The sequence below is a fragment of the Pseudomonas moraviensis genome (assembly GCF_900105805.1).
GTDB classification, from domain to species: Bacteria; Pseudomonadota; Gammaproteobacteria; order Pseudomonadales; family Pseudomonadaceae; genus Aquipseudomonas; species Aquipseudomonas moraviensis_A.
On record NZ_LT629788.1, the window covers coordinates 4,329,488 to 4,347,744 of the forward strand.

The following is an 18,257-nucleotide window of genomic DNA, read 5'->3' on the forward strand; positions in this document are numbered from 1 at the left end:
AAGAGGCCAGTGCAAACAGAAAAGATTTCTAGGGTTGTTCCCCGGAGAACAAACATGACTGACACGCCAATGTCCCCGGCCGAATTCGAAGCGGCCCTGCGCGCCAAAGGCGCCTACTACCACATTTACCACCCGTACCACGTGGCGATGTACGAAGGCCGCGCCACCCGCGAGCAGATTCAGGGCTGGGTCGCCAACCGCTTCTACTATCAGGTGAACATTCCCCTGAAAGACGCGGCGATCCTCGCCAACTGCCCGGACCGCGATATTCGTCGCGAGTGGATTCAGCGCCTGCTCGACCACGACGGCGCGCCCGGCGAAGACGGCGGCATCGAAGCCTGGCTGCGCCTCGGCCAGGCTGTCGGCCTCGACCCGGATCAATTGCGCTCCCAGGAACTGGTGCTGCCCGGTGTGCGTTTCGCCGTCGATGCCTACGTCAACTTCGCCCGTCGCGCCAGTTGGCAGGAGGCCGCCAGCAGCTCGCTGACCGAACTGTTCGCGCCACAGATCCACCAGTCACGCCTCGACAGCTGGCCGCAGCATTACCCGTGGATCGACCCGGCCGGTTATGAATATTTCCGCACCCGCCTCGGTCAGGCGCGGCGCGATGTCGAGCACGGTCTGGCGATCACCCTTGAGCACTACAAGACGCGCGAAGGCCAGGAGCGCATGCTGGAAATTCTCCAGTTCAAACTGGACATTCTTTGGAGCATGCTCGATGCCATGAGCATGGCCTACGAATTGAACCGTCCGCCCTATCACAGCGTGACCGAGCAACGGGTCTGGCATAAAGGAATCACCTTATGAGTTTTGATCGCAGCAAAGTGCCGAACTGGCGCCCAGGCTACCGCTTTCAGTACGAGCCGGCGCAAACAGGCCATGTGTTGCTGTACCCGGAAGGCATGATCAAGCTCAACGAGACGGCCGCGCTGATCGGCGGCTTGATTGATGGCGAACGCGATGTCGCGGCGATCATTGCCAGACTCGACGAGCAGTTCCCCGGCGTCCCCGAACTCGGTGACGACGTCGAACAATTCATGGAGGTTGCCCGTGAGCAACACTGGCTCACCCTTGACTGATCTGCCGGCAAAACCTGAAATCGGCCTGCCGCTGTGGTTGCTCGCCGAGCTGACCTACCGCTGCCCGCTGCAATGCCCGTACTGCTCCAACCCACTGGATTTCGCCGAGCAGGGCAAAGAGCTGACCACCGAACAGTGGATCAAGGTGTTCCGCGAAGCGCGGGAAATGGGCGCGGCGCAGTTAGGCTTTTCCGGCGGCGAACCGTTGGTGCGTCAGGACTTGGCCGAACTGATCGGTGAAGCCCGGCAGTTGGGTTTCTACACCAACCTGATCACCTCCGGCATTGGCCTGACCGAGCAGAAAATCAGCGACTTCAAGAAGGCCGGGCTCGATCACATCCAGATCAGCTTCCAGGCCAGTGACGAGCAAGTGAACAACCTGCTCGCCGGCTCGAAAAAAGCCTTTGCGCAGAAGCTGGAAATGGCTCGTGCGGTGAAGGCCCACGGCTACCCGATGGTGCTGAACTTCGTTACCCACCGGCACAACATCGACAAGATCGACCGCATCATCGAGCTGTGCATTGCGCTGGAGGCGGACTTCGTCGAACTCGCCACCTGCCAGTTCTACGGCTGGGCGCAGCTCAACCGCGTCGGCCTGTTGCCGACCCAGGAACAGCTTGTGCGCGCCGAGCGCATCACCAACGAATACCGGGCCAAACTGGAAGCCGAAGGGCATCCGTGCAAGCTGATTTTCGTGACTCCCGACTACTACGAAGAACGCCCGAAAGCCTGCATGAACGGCTGGGGCAGCATCTTTCTGACCGTCACTCCAGACGGCACGGCCCTGCCCTGCCATGGCGCCCGCCAGATGCCCGTGCAGTTTCCCAACGTGCGCGACCACAGCATGCAGCACATCTGGTATGACTCGTTCGGCTTCAACCGCTTTCGCGGTTACGACTGGATGCCCGAGCCCTGCCGCTCTTGCGACGAGAAAGAAAAAGACTTCGGCGGCTGCCGCTGCCAAGCGTTCATGCTTACCGGCGATGCCAGCAATGCCGACCCGGTGTGCAGCAAGTCCGAACATCACGGCGTGATTCTCAAGGCCCGCGAAGAAGCCGAGACCGCCACTCAAACCATCGAACAATTGGCCTTTCGCAATGAACGAAACTCACGCCTCATCGCCAAGGGCTGAGCCTTTCAGCGCCGCCCAAGCTGTTGCCGCCGGAACCGACTTCGCGGAGCTGCAGCTCGGCGTCCACGGCCTGTTCTGGAATGAATATCGCCCAGAGGATGCCGCATGCCGAATCTGGCATTGGCGCGATGGCTTGGCGAAATGTCTGACGCCGGATGGCTTCAGCGTGCGCAGCCGCGTGTACGAATATGGCGGTGGCGCGTTTTGTCTGACGCCTGACGGCGTGGTTTTCGTCAATGAAGCGGATCAGCAGTTGTACCGACAGGCACTGGGTGGCCAGCCGGTCGCGCTGACGTCCACTGACTGCCGCTACGGTGATCTGCAATTTGCCGGTGGCCGGGTGTTGGCTGTTGAAGAGCAGCAGGATCGGCATCGGCTGGTGGCGATTGAGCTGGCGACCGGAATGCGACAAGTGCTGGCGGAGGGAGCGGATTTCTACGCGGCGCCAACGTTGAGCGCGGATGGTCAGCGACTGGCGTGGATCGAGTGGAGCCGACCGCATCAACCATGGACTTCGACCCGTTTGATGGTTGCTGAAGGCGATTTTTCTGCGCCTCGCTGTGTTGCCGGTGAGCAGATGGAGGAGTCGATCCAGCAGCCGCGCTTCGACGCCGGTGGGCGGCTCTGTTGCCTGACGGATCGTAGCGGCTACTGGCAGCCGTGGATCGAAACGTCTGATGGCTTGCAGGCGCTGGCCAGCTCCGCGGCCGATCACGCGCCCGCGCCTTGGCAGCTTGGCGGCTGCACATGGCTGCCCGTCGGTGATCAATTTCTAGCCACTTGGAGCGTGGATGGTTTCGGTCGCCTGGCCTTTGGCGATGAAGATTTCAGCGCCGGCTACAGCCGCTTCCGCCATTTGGCGATGGATCAACAGTTCGTCTATTGCATCGCCGCATCACCGGTCAGCCCGTCGGCAGTGATCGCCATTGATCGCGTCTCTCATGCAGTAAAGGTATTGGCCGGCGGCGTGGCCCCGTTGCCCGCCGAACGCATCAGCCGTCCGCAGACCTTGCGTTATCCCAGCGGCTCGGGTGAGGCGCACGGTTTCTTCTACCCGGCCATGAGCGGTGAAGCGAAACCGCCGCTGGTGGTGTTTATCCACGGCGGCCCGACGTCGGCGTGCTATCCGATGCTCGACCCGCGCATCCAGTATTGGACGCAGCGTGGTTTCGCGGTCGCCGACCTCAACTATCGCGGCAGCAGCGGCTATGGTCGCGAGTATCGGCAAGCACTGCATCTGCGCTGGGGCGAGGTGGATGTCGAGGACGCCTGCGCGGTGGTCGATTACCTTGCCGGACAGGGCTTGATCGATGGCGACCGCGCGTTCATACGCGGCGGCAGTGCGGGCGGGTACACGACACTGTGCGCACTGGCGTTCAGACAGGTCTTCCGCGCAGGCGCCAGCCTCTATGGCGTCAGCGATCCGGTCGCTTTGGCCCGGGCAACACACAAGTTCGAAGGCGATTATCTGGACTGGCTGATCGGCGATCCCGAACGCGATGCCGACCGCTACGCCGCCCGCACGCCACTACTGCACGCAGAGAACATCCGCGTGCCGGTGATTTTCTTTCAGGGAGAACTGGACGCGGTGGTCGTACCGCAACAGACCCGCGATATGGTCGCGGCGCTGGAGCACAACGGCATTGCGGTGGAAGCGCATTACTACCCCGAAGAGCGCCACGGCTTTCGCCGCGCCGTCAATCAGGCGCACGCATTGGAGCAGGAGTGGACGTTTTATCGGCGGGTGATGGGGCTGGTTTACTGAAAACCGTGTCGCGCCTTTCGCGAGCATGCTCGCTCCCACAGAGGACTTGTGTACACCACAGATCCAGTGTGGGAGCGAGCCTGCTCGCGAAAGCTATCTGATAGACGCTAACGGACTCAACGCTTGGCGATGATATACACCGCATGCACGATTCCCGGAATGTAGCCGCACAGCGTCAGCAGAATGTTCAGCCAGAATGCCCCGCCAAATCCGACCTGCAGAAACACGCCCAGTGGCGGCAACAGAATAGCGATGATGATACGAATGAAATCCATGGGGCAGCTCCTGAATGGGGGTTGGCTCACTTGAGCCATACAAGCTAATCGACCTGCGCCGTTCGTCAGGGTTCATTACGCTTGCTATTTGATCGCCAGCACCACAAAAAAACGCCCCACGCCAAAAGAATCAGGCGTGGGGCGTGCGTTATACCGCGAGACGGTTCGGGTAATCGGTGGGGCAGTTCAGCTCAGACGGCAATGCCCTTACGGCACTGCAATTGAGCGGTGCGTACTCGCGAGAAAGCGCGGCCCAGGCGCAAAAGCATTTCGTCGATGTTGGCTTTGCTGACTGTGAGGGCCGGGGTGAAACGCAGGCAGTCGGGTTGCACGGCGTTGAGTATCAGGCCTTCGTGCAGCGCAGCGTGAACAACGGCATCGGCGCATTCTGCCGATAACGTCAGCCCATAGAACAGGCCCTGGCCGCGCAGTTCGCCATGCCCATAGCGGTGCGCCAATCGCGCAAGGCCTTCGCGCAGATGCTGGCCGTTGTCGTTGACCTGCTGGAGGAAGCTGCGGTCGTGCACGCTGTCGAGTACCACCAGGCCGGCTGCGGTCATCAAGGCGTTGCCGTGATGGGTGCCGCCCAGTTCGCCGACGGCGAAACAGCAGGCTTTGCCCCGCGCCAGCAACGCTGCCAGTGGCAAGCCGCCGCCAAGGCCTTTGCCGAGCACGACGATATCGGCGCGAATGCCGTAGGACTGTTCGGCGAGCAAGGCGCCGCAGCGGCCGATACCGGTCTGTACTTCGTCGAGAATCAGCAGAATGCCCAACTCGCGACACAGTCGCTCGACGCCTTTGAGGTAATGCTCGGTCGCGGGAATAACCCCGGCGTCGCTCTGGATCGGTTCAAGCATGATCGCGACGGTCTGCGCGTCGACCGCCGCGTGCAGGGCCGGCAAGTCGTTGAATGGCACCTGATCATTCGTCGCCAGACTGCGACCATGGCAGCCCTGCTGCGCCATGATGATCCGCGAAGCGCCCCCGCGATGCAGTTGGCCCCACTTGAGTGCCAGTCTGAGCGCCGCCTCACAGGCTTCGCTGCCGCTGTTGAGCAGATAAGCCTGATCGCTGTGGGTGCTGGCACACAGGCGCTCGGCGAGGCTGAGCATGCCGCGATTGTGCAGCTTGAAACCCGGATTGATCAGCGCCTGCGCCTGATTGGCAATGGCTTTGACCAGCGCGGTAGGGCTGTGGCCCAGGCTGTTGGCGCCGCCGGCCTGGGAAAAGTCGAGATAGGCGCGATCGTTGTTGTCCCACAGCCAGGAACCCTGGCCTCGAACGAAGACTTGGGGCGGCCGTTCAACACTGGACATCAGACGAGCGGCATGTAGACGATCGGTCATTGCTGAGGACTGCGCCTCGAATGCAAGGTCATCAAGATCTGGCGTGTGGCGCCGCAAATTGAACAGATTCATCCGCACATACCTCGCTGGAGGTATTTTGAACTGCCTATGTAAACACTGGCGAAGCGCAGGTCATTCATCGCGTATTTTCGGCCCTGAAAGCCTTGGGATTGCGGTTAGACTAGGCGCACCCGCGTCTGCGGGCCATTTCGATTTCCCAGCTATTTCAATAAGCATTACTTATGGATTTCAAACAACTGCGTTATTTCGTCGCGGTCTACGAAGAGGGTCATGTCGGCCGTGCGGCCGAACGGCTGTCGATCTCGCAGCCGGCACTGTCGCAGCAGATTCGTCAGCTCGAGCAGAACCTCGACGTAACGCTGTTCGAACGCAGCAGCAAACGCTTGCTGCCGACCCTGGCCGCTCACACGTTGTACAACCACGCGTTACCGCTGCTCGATGGCTTGCAGCGGGCGCGCGAGGCGTTGGGCAATTTCAAGGGGCAGGCATTGCGGACCCTGGCGATCGGTGTGCTGCAAACGGTGCACACCAGCCTCGTGCCGCAAATGCTCGAGCGTGTGCGCAAGGCGCAGCCGCATCTGGTGGTACAGATCTATGAGCTGACCGGGCTGGAGATCGAACGGCGCCTGCTCAATGGTTCGCTGGACATCGGCATCAGTTATCTGCCGCCGCGCCAACCCGGGCTGCACGGCATGTTGCTGTACGAGGACGAACTGACGCTGGTCATCCCGGCGGATCATCCCTTGCGTGATTTCAAGAAAGTCTCGATGCGCCAGGCTGCTGAACTGCCGATGCTGCTGCTCGGCGAAGAATTCCAGATCCGGCAGATCTGGCAGGCACAACTGACCAGCCTTGGACGCCGTCCGCAGGTGCAGGCGGAGCTGAACAATATGCTGGGTATTCTCGACAGCCTGCCGCACACCAAACTGGCAACGGTGTTGCCAGGACGCTCGCAGAAGGAATACGACGATGAAGATTTGCTGTGGAAACCGCTAAGCGAACCACGCGTGCCCCTGAAAGTCGGCCTGGTGTGTCGCGATGTTCAACGCCAGCAGGCTTCGTTGGCCCTTTTGCGGACATTGCTTGAAGAGGTCATCGACCGCGAAGTGCAACGGCCGCTGGATCCGCTGGGCTGAGAACTTTTCTTCAGGCAAAAGAAAACCCCGCCGAAGCGGGGCTTTGCAGACTGTTTCCCTGACATCCATTTCACTCCGCCACCCTGGCAGAATCCTACGTGTCCGTGTTGTTTACTTTGCGCTTCCTGCGCGACGTCCATGAAATGTAGATTAGCCGTGGATCCAATGTACGCATATGGGAGAACAGCAGCACGTCATGTAAGCAAATGCTTACATGACGCGCGCGGGATCAGAACTGTGCAGCATCGAGCAGGAAAAGCGACTCGCTACCGGCTTTGACCGACGCGCTCAGCGAGTGAATACGCGGCAGAAGGCGGGCGAAATAGAAGCGTGCGGTGCCCAGCTTGCTCGCATAGAAATCGTCCTGCGCTTCCTTGCCCAGCGAGGCTTTGGCCATCAACGCCCACATGTAGGCGTAAGCGGTGTAGCCGAACGCTTGCAAATATTCGACCGAGGCCGCGCCGATTTCGTTCGGATTGTTTTTCGCCCGGTCGAGCAGCCACGCGGTCAGCTCGTCGAGGGTGTCGACGGCATCGTTCAGTGGCTTGGTGAACTCGCCGAGATCGGCGCTGGCGGTTGCGGTGAAATGACGGATCTCATCAGCGAACAGCTGGTAGAACGCGCCGCCGCTGCCGACGATCTTGCGCCCGACCAGATCCAGCGCCTGAATGCCGTTGGTGCCTTCGTAGATCTGGGTGATGCGCACGTCACGCACCAGTTGCTCCTGGCCCCACTCGCGGATGTAACCGTGGCCACCGAAGATCTGCTGGCCGTGAACGGTGGTTTCCAGACCCAGGTCGGTCAGGAAGGCTTTTGCCACCGGCGTCAGCAACGCCACCAGATCTTCCGCGCGCTTGCGGGTGGTCGCGTCTTCGCTGAACTTGGCGGTGTCCAGTTGCATCGCCACGTAAGTGGAAAACGCACGGCCGCCTTCGTTCGAGGCTTTCATGGTCAGCAGCATGCGCCGCACGTCCGGGTGGACGATGATCGGATCAGCGACTTTGTCCTTGTTCTGCGCGCCGGTCGGCGAACGGCTCTGCAGACGATCGCGCGCGTATTCAACCGCGTTCTGATAGGAGCGCTCGCCCGTGGCCAGACCCTGGATGCCTACGCCCAGACGCTCGTAGTTCATCATGGTGAACATCGCCGCCAGGCCTTTGTTCGGCTCGCCGACCAGATAGCCGACGGCTTCGTCGAAGTTCATCACGCAGGTCGCCGAGGCCTGGATGCCCATCTTGTGTTCGATCGAACCGCAGTTCGCCGGATTGCGCGCGCCGAGGCTGCCGTCGGCATTGACCAGGAACTTCGGCACCAGAAACAGCGAAATGCCTTTCGGACCCGCCGGGGCGTCCGGCAGTTTCGCCAGCACCAGGTGGATGATGTTTTCGGTGAGGTCGTGTTCGCCACCGGTGATGAAGATCTTGGTGCCGCTGACCTTGTAGGAACCGTCGGCCTGAGGTTCGGCCTTGGTGCGAATGATCCCCAGGTCGGTGCCGGCGTGCGGCTCGGTCAGGCACATGGAACCAGCCCAGATCCCGGCGTACATGTTCGGCAGGTACGCGGCTTTCAGTTCTTCGCTGGCGTGGGCATTGATCGACAGGCAGGCGCCGGCGGTCAGCATCGGGTACAGACCGAACGCCAGGCTGGCGGAGTTGACCATCTCTTCGACCTGCGCCGACACGGCTTTGGGCATGCCCATGCCACCGTAGGCCGGATCACCGCCAACGCCGACCCAACCGCCCTCAGCATATGTCTGATAAGCCTGTGGGAAACCGGCCGGCGTGGTGACGGCACCATCCGCCCAATGGCAACCTTCCTCGTCAGCGGCACGGCTCAGTGGCGCGATGCTTTTGCTGGTGACCTTGCCGGCCTCTTCGAGAATCGCTTCAACGGTTTCGGCGTCGACGGTCTCGGCCAGCGCCGGCAGCTCGGCCCAGAGTTTGGCGACTTCGAACACTTCATTGAGGACGAAGCGCATATCGCGCAGCGGCGCTTTGTAGTCAGCCATGGCAAACCTCGCAAGATCTAAACAGGTGGTTCGTGGAATGATGTTTTCGTTGATCCGGAGTGTAACCCAACAACTTTTGCGACACATAGGGTCAACCGGTGACTGATTTGTTATTTTTAGTCACCATAAAAAAGATCGCAGCCTTTAGCGGGTCCTACAGATAAAACGCGATCCCCTGTAGGAACTGCAGCGGGTTGCGATCTTTTGCTTTTACCTAAAGCGCAAACGACTCCGCTGGCAAAGTCATCAAGCAATCACTTCCCGCCTCGATCGCCGTCTGATGCGCAGCCGTACGCGGCAACAGGCGCTTGAAGTAAAACTCGCACGTCGCCAGTTTGCCCTTGAGGAAATCAGACTCCCCCTCGCCTGCGTCCAGCTGTGCCTGCGCGACCAGCGCCATGCGCAGCCACAGGTAGCCAAGGATGATGTAGCCGCTGTACATCAGGTAATCCACGGACGCGGCGCCGACTTCATCCGGGTTTTTCATGGCGGCCATGCCGACCTTCATGGTCAGATCGCCCCACTGTTGATTGAGCCCGTTGAGTTGCGCGACGAAGCTGCCCAACTGCGCATGGTCGGCGTTCGCTGCGCAGAACTTGTGGACGATTTTGGTGAAGCCGCGCAGCAACTTGCCCTGGCTGCCCAGCACTTTGCGCCCGAGCAGGTCGAGCGCCTGAATGCCGTTGGTGCCTTCGTAGATCGGCGCGATCCGGCAATCGCGTACCAGTTGCTCCATGCCCCACTCACGAATGAAACCGTGGCCGCCAAACACCTGCATGCCGTGGTTGGTCACTTCCAGCCCGGTGTCGGTCATGAACGCTTTGCAGATCGGCGTGAGGAACGCCAACAAGTCTTCGGCCTCCTGACGTGCCTGGACGTCGCTGCTCAGGTGCGCGGCATCGAGCAGCTGAGCGGTGAAGTAGGTCAGCGCCCGATTGCCTTCGTTGAAGGCTTTCATGGTCAGCAACATGCGCCGCACGTCCGGGTGGACGATGATCGGGTCGGCAGGTTTATCTGAAGCTTTGGCGCCGGTCAGCGCGCGCATTTGCAGGCGGTCGTTGGCGTATTTGATCGCGCCCTGAAAACTCGCTTCGCCCAGACACAGGCCCTGCATGCCGGTGCCAAGCCGCGCGTGGTTCATCATGGTGAACATGCAGTTGAGGCCCTTGTTCGGCTCGCCGATCAAGTAACCCGTGGCGGCATCGAAATTCAGCACGCAGGTGGCCGAGGCCTTGATGCCCATCTTGTGCTCGATCGAGCCGCAGGAAACGCCATTGCGCTCCCCCGCTTCGCCAGCTGCATCGGGGAGGAACTTGGGCACGATAAACAGGGAAATGCCTTTGGTCCCGGCGGGTGCGTCCGGCAGCTTGGCCAATACCAGATGGATGATGTTGTCGCTCAGGTCATGCTCGCCAGCGGAGATGAAAATCTTGCTGCCGGTGATCGCGAAGCTGCCGTCAGCCCGAGGCACCGCACGGGTCTTGATGATGCCCAGATCGGTGCCGCAGTGGGCTTCGGTCAGGCACATGGTGCCAGTCCACTGGCCAGCGGTGAGTTTGCTCAGGTAGGTGTCTTTCTGCTCGGCGGTGCCGTGGGCGTGGATCGCCGACATCGCGCCGTGAGTCAGGCCCGGGTACATGCCCCACGACGTGTTACTGGAGCCGACCATCTCGCTGATCACCAGCCCCAGCGAACTCGGCAGACCTTGGCCGCCGTAAGCTGGATCGGCCGCCAACCCGTGCCAGCCGCCCTCGACATAGTGTGCGAAGGCCTGCTTGAAGCCTGTAGGCGTTGTCACCACGCCATTGTCGAAATGGCAGCCCTCTTCGTCGCCGCTGCGATTGAGCGGGGCCAGCACGTTCTCGCAGAACTTCGCGCCTTCTTCGAGGATCGCGCTGATCATGTCCGGGCTGGCGTCATGCGCGCCGAGACTGGCGTAGCTGGTGTGGAAGTCGAAGACGTGATCGATCAGAAAGCGCATGTCGCGCAGGGGGGCTTTGTACTCGGGCATGGTGGCTTCTCCGTCAGCAGATTTCACCAACCTACTGCCGGCCATCCCACCCGACAATCACTGTGCGGGCGCTGAATGCGCCGTCATCACTCAACCCGCAGCGGTGTCCATGCGCACCGCGCCACGACGGTTCTGCCCGAATGCCATGACGCAGTTACGCCCGGCGCCCTTGGCGCTGTACAACGCCTGGTCGGCGGACTTGAGCACTTCTTCCGGAGTACGCTGCTCCACGCGTTCGGCGACGCCGATGCTTACCGTCACCGACACGGCCGAGGCCCCGGAACCACTGCGCCGCTGGCGACCTTGCTGGTCGTCCTGCGGGCGGTTTTCCTGGTTGCGCAGCTGAATGCTGTAAGAGGCGATCGATTCACGGATCACTTCCAGGTGCGGCATGCATTCCTCAAGGGTTTTGCCTGCGAACACCAGGGCAAATTCCTCACCGCCATAGCGATACGCCCTACCGCCACCGCTGATTTTCGACAGCTTACTGGCGACCAGCCGCAGGACCTGATCGCCGACATCGTGGCCGTGGGTGTCGTTGAATTTCTTGAAATGATCGACGTCGCTCATCGCCAGCACATAATTACGCCCGAGGCGTTGCATACGTTCGTTGAGCGCGCGTCGACCCGGCAGACCGGTGAGTTCGTCGCGGAAGGCCATTTGATAGGCCTCATGCGCAACCGCGGCCGCGATCATCAGCATTACCTGGCTGCACATGATGTTGAGGGTGAACGGCAGAATGAACGTCTTCGGCAGCATCCAGAATACCCCGAGCAAGCCGACCAGTTGCGCCGCGTGCAAGGGACGCGGGTTGCGCCAGTATTGCCAGGCCAGCAACAGGAAGGCCGAGATGAACACCGGGTAGGACAACTGGATCAGGCTCATCCATGCGCCGTGCAGCGCCGGCCAGCGGATCTCCGACAGCCACAGCAGCAGCGCCTGTGGGTAACTTTGTTCCAGGCCCAGCGCCACGCTGCCAAATGCCAGCAGCACAGCGAACCGCGCGACCATGTCCTGAAACAGATGGGTACGTTCCTGCCACGCCGCGAACAGCCCGAACAACAACGGCAAGAGCAGGCAGACCAGATGGAACACCACCGCAGCGTCTTCGCGCACCTTGCCGTTGTCGCGGTAAAAATCGGTCTGGGTGTCGAGCAGGAAGTAGGCGATGTACACCGTCAGCATCAGGAACAGTTCGCGCTGACGCCGGTACACCGCGCAATACGCCCCGCCAAGCAGAAGAACCAGGGTCGGCAAGACGTTGAACAGGGACGTGAAGAACACGCTGAGGTCTTTGACGTACGCAGCCGCCAGCCCCGCGAGCAATAACAGCAGTGATGGCAGGAAATGGCTGAAACGTACAGCGGAAGAACGCGGCAAGGGTAAGCTCCGACCCGTCATAGCAAAGAGATGGCATTGTGCCTGCAAAGTGCGGCCAAGCCCATACAATGTGATCCAGATCACACACGGTCTCTGTAACGGCCGGAAGCTCGACTATCTGAGCGATCCGCAAACAAAAAAACCGCTGCCCCCTAGCGGGAACAGCGGTTTTGGCAGACTGCGGTAGGGCTTAGTAGCCCAGTGCGAAGTCTTCTTCCTTCATGTCCATCAGATTGCCAGCGCCCGACAGCATAGTGGCCACGTGCGTACGGGTACGCGGCAGGATGCGCTGGAAGTAGAAACGCGCGGTTTGCAGCTTGGCGGTGTAGAACGCCTCGTCTGTAGTGCCGGCAGCCAGTTTTTCCGCAGCCAGGCGCGCCATGTCCGCCCAGAAGTAGGCCAGGCAGGCATAACCGGAGTACATCAGGTAGTCCACGGAGGCCGCGCCGACTTCTTCGCGATCTTTCATGGCGGCCATACCGACCTTCATGGTCAGCTCGCCCCATTCCTTGTTCAGTGCAGCCAGCGGCGCGACGAATTCCTGAACGGCTTCGTTGCCTTCGTTGGTCTGGCAGAACTTGTGGACGATCTTGGTGAAGCCTTTCAAAGCCTCGCCTTGAGTCATCAGCACTTTACGGCCGAGCAGGTCGAGGGCCTGGATACCGGTGGTGCCTTCGTACAGCATCGAAATGCGGCTGTCGCGAACGTTCTGCTCCATGCCCCACTCGGCGATGAAGCCGTGGCCGCCGTAGATCTGCACGCCGTGGTTAGCGGCTTCGAAGCCGACTTCGGTCATGAACGCTTTGGCGATCGGGGTCATGAACGCCAGCAGTGCGTCGGCCTTCTTCTTCTCTTCTTCATCGACGCCATACTTGACGATGTCGACCTGTTTGGCGGTGAAGTAAACCATCGCGCGGTTACCCTCGGCGAACGCCTTCATGGTCAACAGCATGCGGCGCACGTCTGGGTGAACGATGATCGGGTCAGCCGCTTTGTCCGGCGCTTTCGGGCCAGTCAGCGAGCGCATTTGCAGGCGATCGCGAGCGTATTTCAGACCGCCCTGGAAGCCGATTTCGGCGTGGGCCAAGCCTTGCAACGCAGTGCCCAGACGAGCGGTGTTCATAAAGGTGAACATGCAGTTCAGGCCTTTGTTCGCCGGGCCGATCAGGTAACCGGTGGCGCCGTCGAAGTTCATCACGCAGGTAGCGTTGCCGTGGATACCCATCTTGTGTTCCAGCGAACCGCAGCTCACTGCGTTGCGCGCGCCGATGGTGCCATCGGCGTTCGGCAGGAATTTCGGCACGATGAACAGCGAGATGCCTTTGGTGCCAGCCGGTGCATCCGGCAGGCGCGCCAGAACGATGTGGACGATGTTGTCGGCCATGTCGTGCTCACCGGCCGAGATGAAGATCTTGGTGCCGGAGACTTTGTAGGAACCGTCGGCCTGAGGCTCGGCCTTGGTGCGCAGCATGCCCAGGTCGGTGCCGCAGTGCGGTTCGGTCAGGCACATGGTGCCGGTCCATTCGCCGGACACCAGTTTGGTCAGATAGGCTTCCTGCTGTTCAGGGGTGCCGTGCTCGGAGATGGTGTTCATCGCACCGTGCGACAGGCCCGGGTACATGCCCCACGACCAGTTGGCTTCGCCAACCATTTCGCTGACCGCCAGGCCCAGCGACTCCGGCAGGCCCTGACCGCCATGCTCAACGTCGTGCGCCAGGCTCGGCCAGCCGCCTTCGACGAATTGCTTGTACGCTTCTTTGAAGCCAGTCGGGGTTTTCACGCCGGACTCGCTCCAGGTGCAGCCTTCCAGATCGCCCACGCGGTTCAGCGGTGCCAGTACCTGCTCACAAAACTTGGCGCCTTCCTCGAGGATGGCGTCAACCATGTCCGGCGTGGCGTCTGCGCACGCTGGCAGGCTCTGATAGTGCGCTTCGTAGCCGAGCAGCTCGTCACGAACGAAGCGAATATCACGCAAGGGGGCCTTGTAGTCAGGCATAGCGATAAACCTCTGCTGATGTAACCGGGAATGAACGACCGTGTTGAGTTGTTGTGACGGTCAAACAGTTGTTTGAAACATACGTTTACGCCGAAATCTTGTCAAGCGTGGATCTTTTGCCGTTCGTCATCAGCTTTTCCAAACGCCGGAAACGCAAAATCGCCGCGACTTGAAATAAGCCACAGGCGTTGAAGAAAAGATTAGTTGAGCAAGAAGGACTTAAACGAAAAACGCCGCGACAGGGCGCGGCGTTTCGAGGTTTACAGCAGATTCAGTCAGGCGAAGGTATCAATGATCGTCCCCAGCACTTCGTCGGACGCCTTGGCCACCTTCACACCCAGCTCAGCCTGAGTCTTGCCCTGCGACAGCTCGACGATATTGCTGGTCAGATCCGACTCCTGTGCGCGATCCACTCCGCGCAGGCGATTGACCTGCACTTCGGACGACTGGCTGGTCACCGAACGTTCGATGGTAGTGTTGGCGATCTGGCTGGCGGCCTGATCGACGCGGTTCTGCCCCGACTGAATCGAGCTCAGCCCTGCATAAAAAGCCGTGTTACCGGAGATTTCCATAGTCGTGCCCGTCCCTGCAAAGGATCAATGGTCGCCATTGAAGCAGACGCGCCAGCAAAACACCCGTCAAAAACACTAATGGCACAGTGCCTGTTCATAGGCAAAAACTTAGTCGAGCAAATCCAGTTGCAAATGCTCGGCCACCGCTTCGGCACTCAACGCCTTGAGTTTCGGCACGCGGCCCAGGCACGGCGCGGGGATGCGCTCGGCCAGGGTCGCAAGGTTTTCCTCCAGCCGCGAAGTTTTCGGATCGATGATGTTCGCCACCCACCCCGCCAATTGCAGGCCATCGCGAGCGATCGCCTCGGCGGTCAGCAACGCGTGACTGATGCAGCCCAGCCTCACGCCCACCACCAGAATCACCGGCAGCTTCAGTGCAATCGCCAGATCCGAAATATTGTCCTGATCGGCCAACGGCACCCGCCAGCCACCCGCACCTTCGATCAGGGTGAAATCGGCGTTCATCGCCAGAATCCCGCGCATCGGCACCAGCAGCGATTGCACCGTCAGCGCCACACCTGCTTCGCGCGCTGCCAGATGCGGCGCGATCGCTGGCTCGAACGCCACCGGGTTGACCTGTTGATAAGTCAGTGGCAACGAACATTCGGCCAACAGCGCCAACGCATCAGCGTTGCGCAAGCCTTTGGGCGTGACGTCGCACCCGGAAGCCACCGGTTTGCCCGCCGCTGTGCTCAATCCTGCCGATCGCGCCGCGTGGAGCAATCCGGCAGCGACCGTGGTCTTGCCGACATCGGTGTCGGTTCCGGTGATGAAATAGGCTGCGCTCATAGAGGTTTCTCCAACACGGCGTAGACCACCTGATAGGTTGCCGGCAGCCCTGACGACTGACGGAACCGCTCATACGCTTCGATCAGCCCGAGAATTCGCGCCCGCCCGGTCAAACCGCCTGGCCGGCCGGGATTCAGATTGTGCGCGCCAAGCGCTTTCAGCTCGTGAGTCAGGCTGCGCACATCCGGGTAATGCAACACGTGCGGCCGATTCTCCAGAGCCACGATGCGCATGCCACTGGCAGCACATAACTGTTCATAGCGGGCGAATTCGCGGAAGCGGTTGACGTGCACCAGCCCGTCGACCTGCTGCCAACTCTCACGCAGCTCCGACAGCGTCCCTGTACACAGACTAGCAAACGCAAAGATTCCACCCGGTTTCAGCGCACGGAAGGCTTCACCGAGCACCGCTTCGAAGTCGGCGCACCACTGCACCGCGAGGCTGGAGAAAATCAGCTCTAAACTCGCATCCTGCAACGGCAGCCGCTCGGCATCGCCCGCAATGAAATGCTCAGCGCCACCCAACGGCCGTGCGTGATTGAGCATGCCCTCGGCAATGTCCAGCGCGACCCCGCTGCTGCGGGTAAAACGCGAGGCCAGCGCTCGGGTGAAATAGCCAGTCCCGCAACCGAGATCGAGCCACCGCGAGGGCACGAAACCTGCCGGCAAGCGCTCGAGCAGCTGCGTGCCGACATCGCGCTGCAATTCGGCGACGCTGTCGTAACTGGCCGCTGCACGAGAAAAAGACGCCGCCACCTGGCGCTTGTCAGGCAAACCACCAGGCAGGACAAGAGATAGGTCAGTCATCAGCGCACTCATGTAGAAACGCCTGGATCGCGCCCGCGACTCCATGCGGGTCCTCCAGCAGAAAAGCATGGCTGGCCTGTTCGATCAGGCCAATTTCGATATCCGGCAGCAGCGCAAACAACGCGCCCGCCGCTTCTGCCGGGACCAGAGCATCCTGCCCGCCGAACAGATGAAACTGCGGCCCGCGAAATGCCTGCAGCGCCTGACGCGTGTCCAGTTGCGCGAGCAGTTCCAGCCCCGCCATCAGCGCGGTCGGCGCGGTGGCCGGCGCGCCACCCAGCAGCAAGCGCGACAAGCCACGGGGGTCAGTTGAGGCTTGCGTACACAACAAAGCGAAACGCTTGAGGGTGGTACGCGGGTCGGCTTGGCAACCGGCAAGAAAGGCATCGAAAGTCTCGGCGGGCATCGCGTTCGGCCACTGTTCATGGGCGACAAACGCAGGGTTGCTCGCTAGCGTCAGCACACCGCAGCACGCCTCGCCGCGGCGTGCCGCCAACTCAGAGGCGAGCATGCCGCCCAGCGACCAGCCACCGAGCCAGACTTCCTGAGCAATGCTTGCATCGAGTTCGTCGAGCCAGTCTTCAACGTTGGCGGAATCCAGCTCCGGCAGCGGCTCGATTTCGACCTGCAAATGTTCGTCGAGGCCACGCAACGCTGCGGCCAGCGGCTCCAGTGGTGATACGCCGAGGCCCCAGCCGGGCAGCAGAATCAGGCGATTACGCATGGCTTGGCTCCAACGACAATCGGGCAAAACAATCCGCCAGTCCTTCCAGCAAGCGTTGCACCTGCGCCTCACTGTGGGCGGCGGTCAGCGTCACCCGCAGTCGCGCACTGCCGGCCGGCACGGTCGGCGGGCGGATCGCCGTGACCATCAGCCCGCGCTCGCGCAGCATCTGCGACAACAGCACCGCGCGTCCGGCATCGCCGATCATGATCGGCTGGATCGGCGTGAAGCTGTCCATCAGCTCCAACCCGATCTGCTCGGCGCCGTGGCGGAACTGGCGGATCAAGGTCCGCAGGTGTTCACGGCGCCAGTGTTCACTGCGCAACAGCTCCAGACTTTTCAGCGTCGCGCAGGCCAGCGCCGGTGGTTGGCTGGTGGTGTAGATGTACGGGCGGGCGAACTGGATCAGGCTTTCGATCAATTCTTCGCTGCCGGCGACAAATGCCCCAGCGGTGCCGAAAGCTTTGCCGAGGGTGCCGACCAGCACCGGCACATCGTCCTGGCTCAAGCCGAAATGCTCGACGATGCCACCACCGTTGGCGCCCAACGGGCCGAAGCCATGGGCGTCATCAACCATCAGCCACGCGCCTTTGGCCTTGGCCTCGCGGGCCAGCGCCGGCAGGTCGGCGATGTCACCGTCCATGCTGAACACGCCGTCGGTGATCACCAAAGTGTTGCCAGTGGCTTTCTTCAGGCGCTTGGCCAGGCTTTCGGCGTCGTTGTGCAGGTAGCGATTGAAACGCGCGCCGGACAACAGGCCCGCGTCCAGCAATGAAGCGTGATTGAGCCGGTCTTCGAGCACCGTATCGCCCTGCCCGACGAGCGCAGTGACTGCGCCGAGGTTGGCCATGTAACCGGTGGTGAACAGCAGTGCACGCGGCCGGCCAGTCAGATCGGCGAGTGCTTCCTCCAGCGCGTGATGCGGGCTGCTGTGGCCGATGACCAGATGCGACGCACCACCGCCGACGCCCCAACGCTCAGCGCCGGCGCGCCAGGCTTCGATTACCTGCGGATGATTGGCCAGGCCCAGATAGTCGTTGTTGCAGAACGCGAGCAGCGACTGGCCATCGACCACCACGTGCGGGCCTTGCGGAGACTCGAGCAGCGGGCGCTGGCGGTAGAGGTTTTCGGCCCGGCGGGCAGCAAGGCGTGCGGCGAGATCGAAAGACATGCAGGCCTCGATTTTTCAAATGACACAGATCCTTGTAGGGGTGAGC

The 18,257-nt window shown here is 61.3% G+C and carries 16 protein-coding genes; 5 read left to right on the forward strand and 11 right to left on the reverse strand.

Going from position 1 to position 18,257, the window contains the following annotated elements; all coding sequences use genetic code 11:
- Positions 1–54 precede the first annotated feature (54 nt).
- Genes pqqC through BLU71_RS19430 form a run of 4 tightly spaced genes read left to right on the forward strand, consistent with a single transcriptional unit; the run spans position 55 to position 3,976 of the window.
- Entirely contained in the window at positions 55–807 is a 753-nt protein-coding gene (gene pqqC, locus BLU71_RS19415) for a pyrroloquinoline-quinone synthase PqqC (protein WP_065616546.1), read from the forward strand.
- Positions 804–1,079 (forward strand): pyrroloquinoline quinone biosynthesis peptide chaperone PqqD, encoded by a 276-nt coding sequence (pqqD, locus tag BLU71_RS19420; protein WP_064365279.1) that lies wholly within the window; start codon positions 804–806, stop codon positions 1,077–1,079. The genes pqqC and pqqD overlap by 4 nt, the downstream gene beginning before the upstream one ends.
- Positions 1,072–2,211 carry a pyrroloquinoline quinone biosynthesis protein PqqE gene (gene pqqE, locus BLU71_RS19425; protein WP_173867412.1) on the forward strand — a complete coding sequence of 380 codons (1,140 nt, stop codon included), beginning with the start codon at positions 1,072–1,074 and terminating at the stop codon, positions 2,209–2,211. Before pqqD ends, pqqE begins: the two co-directional genes overlap by 8 nt.
- A complete protein-coding gene (locus BLU71_RS19430; protein ID WP_083353700.1) occupies positions 2,177–3,976 on the forward strand; it encodes a S9 family peptidase in 1,800 nt (599 codons plus the stop codon). The genes pqqE and BLU71_RS19430 overlap by 35 nt, the downstream gene beginning before the upstream one ends.
- Before the next feature lie 116 nt (positions 3,977–4,092).
- On the opposite strand, the gene BLU71_RS19435 is transcribed toward BLU71_RS19430, so the two are convergent.
- Both BLU71_RS19435 and BLU71_RS19440 read right to left on the reverse strand, forming a co-directional pair.
- Complete coding sequence (locus BLU71_RS19435) at positions 4,093–4,251, reverse strand: YqaE/Pmp3 family membrane protein (protein ID WP_003228885.1); 159 nt, start codon at positions 4,249–4,251, stop codon at positions 4,093–4,095.
- 191 nt (positions 4,252–4,442) lie between these two features.
- Entirely contained in the window at positions 4,443–5,669 is a 1,227-nt protein-coding gene (locus tag BLU71_RS19440) for an aspartate aminotransferase family protein (RefSeq protein WP_083353701.1), read from the reverse strand.
- A 170-nt stretch (positions 5,670–5,839) separates the two neighbouring features.
- Here BLU71_RS19440 and BLU71_RS19445 point away from each other — a divergent pair, with 170 nt between their 5' ends.
- Complete coding sequence (locus tag BLU71_RS19445; RefSeq protein WP_065616543.1) at positions 5,840–6,754, forward strand: LysR family transcriptional regulator; 915 nt, start codon at positions 5,840–5,842, stop codon at positions 6,752–6,754.
- A gap of 229 nt (positions 6,755–6,983) precedes the next feature.
- Here the strand turns inward: BLU71_RS19445 and BLU71_RS19450 are convergent, their stop codons facing one another.
- From BLU71_RS19450 to bioF, 9 genes are all read right to left on the reverse strand, one after another.
- Positions 6,984–8,762 (reverse strand): acyl-CoA dehydrogenase C-terminal domain-containing protein, encoded by a 1,779-nt coding sequence (locus tag BLU71_RS19450; RefSeq protein ID WP_083353702.1) that lies wholly within the window; start codon positions 8,760–8,762, stop codon positions 6,984–6,986.
- 214 nt (positions 8,763–8,976) lie between these two features.
- On the reverse strand, positions 8,977–10,773 hold the full coding sequence (locus BLU71_RS19455; RefSeq protein ID WP_083353703.1) for an acyl-CoA dehydrogenase C-terminal domain-containing protein: 1,797 nt from the start codon (positions 10,771–10,773) through the stop codon (positions 8,977–8,979).
- A gap of 90 nt (positions 10,774–10,863) precedes the next feature.
- Positions 10,864–12,153: a GGDEF domain-containing protein gene (locus tag BLU71_RS19460; RefSeq protein ID WP_041476719.1), complete on the reverse strand. Its 1,290-nt coding sequence runs from the start codon at positions 12,151–12,153 to the stop codon at positions 10,864–10,866.
- A gap of 190 nt (positions 12,154–12,343) precedes the next feature.
- Entirely contained in the window at positions 12,344–14,149 is a 1,806-nt protein-coding gene (locus tag BLU71_RS19465) for a phenylacyl-CoA dehydrogenase (RefSeq protein WP_042606676.1), read from the reverse strand.
- Between the two features lie 275 nt (positions 14,150–14,424).
- Positions 14,425–14,721, reverse strand: a complete 297-nt coding sequence (locus tag BLU71_RS19470; RefSeq protein ID WP_042606675.1) for a hypothetical protein — start codon at positions 14,719–14,721, stop codon at positions 14,425–14,427.
- A gap of 108 nt (positions 14,722–14,829) precedes the next feature.
- Positions 14,830–15,510 (reverse strand): dethiobiotin synthase, encoded by a 681-nt coding sequence (gene bioD, locus BLU71_RS19475; protein ID WP_083353704.1) that lies wholly within the window; start codon positions 15,508–15,510, stop codon positions 14,830–14,832.
- Complete coding sequence (gene bioC / locus BLU71_RS19480) at positions 15,507–16,316, reverse strand: malonyl-ACP O-methyltransferase BioC (RefSeq protein WP_064365356.1); 810 nt, start codon at positions 16,314–16,316, stop codon at positions 15,507–15,509. Before bioC ends, bioD begins: the two co-directional genes overlap by 4 nt.
- Positions 16,309–17,040, reverse strand: coding sequence for an alpha/beta fold hydrolase (locus BLU71_RS19485; protein ID WP_083353705.1), 732 nt, complete (start codon positions 17,038–17,040; stop codon positions 16,309–16,311). The genes bioC and BLU71_RS19485 overlap by 8 nt, the downstream gene beginning before the upstream one ends.
- Positions 17,033–18,211 (reverse strand): 8-amino-7-oxononanoate synthase, encoded by a 1,179-nt coding sequence (gene bioF, locus BLU71_RS19490; RefSeq protein WP_083353706.1) that lies wholly within the window; start codon positions 18,209–18,211, stop codon positions 17,033–17,035. Before bioF ends, BLU71_RS19485 begins: the two co-directional genes overlap by 8 nt.
- Positions 18,212–18,257 lie beyond the last annotated feature (46 nt).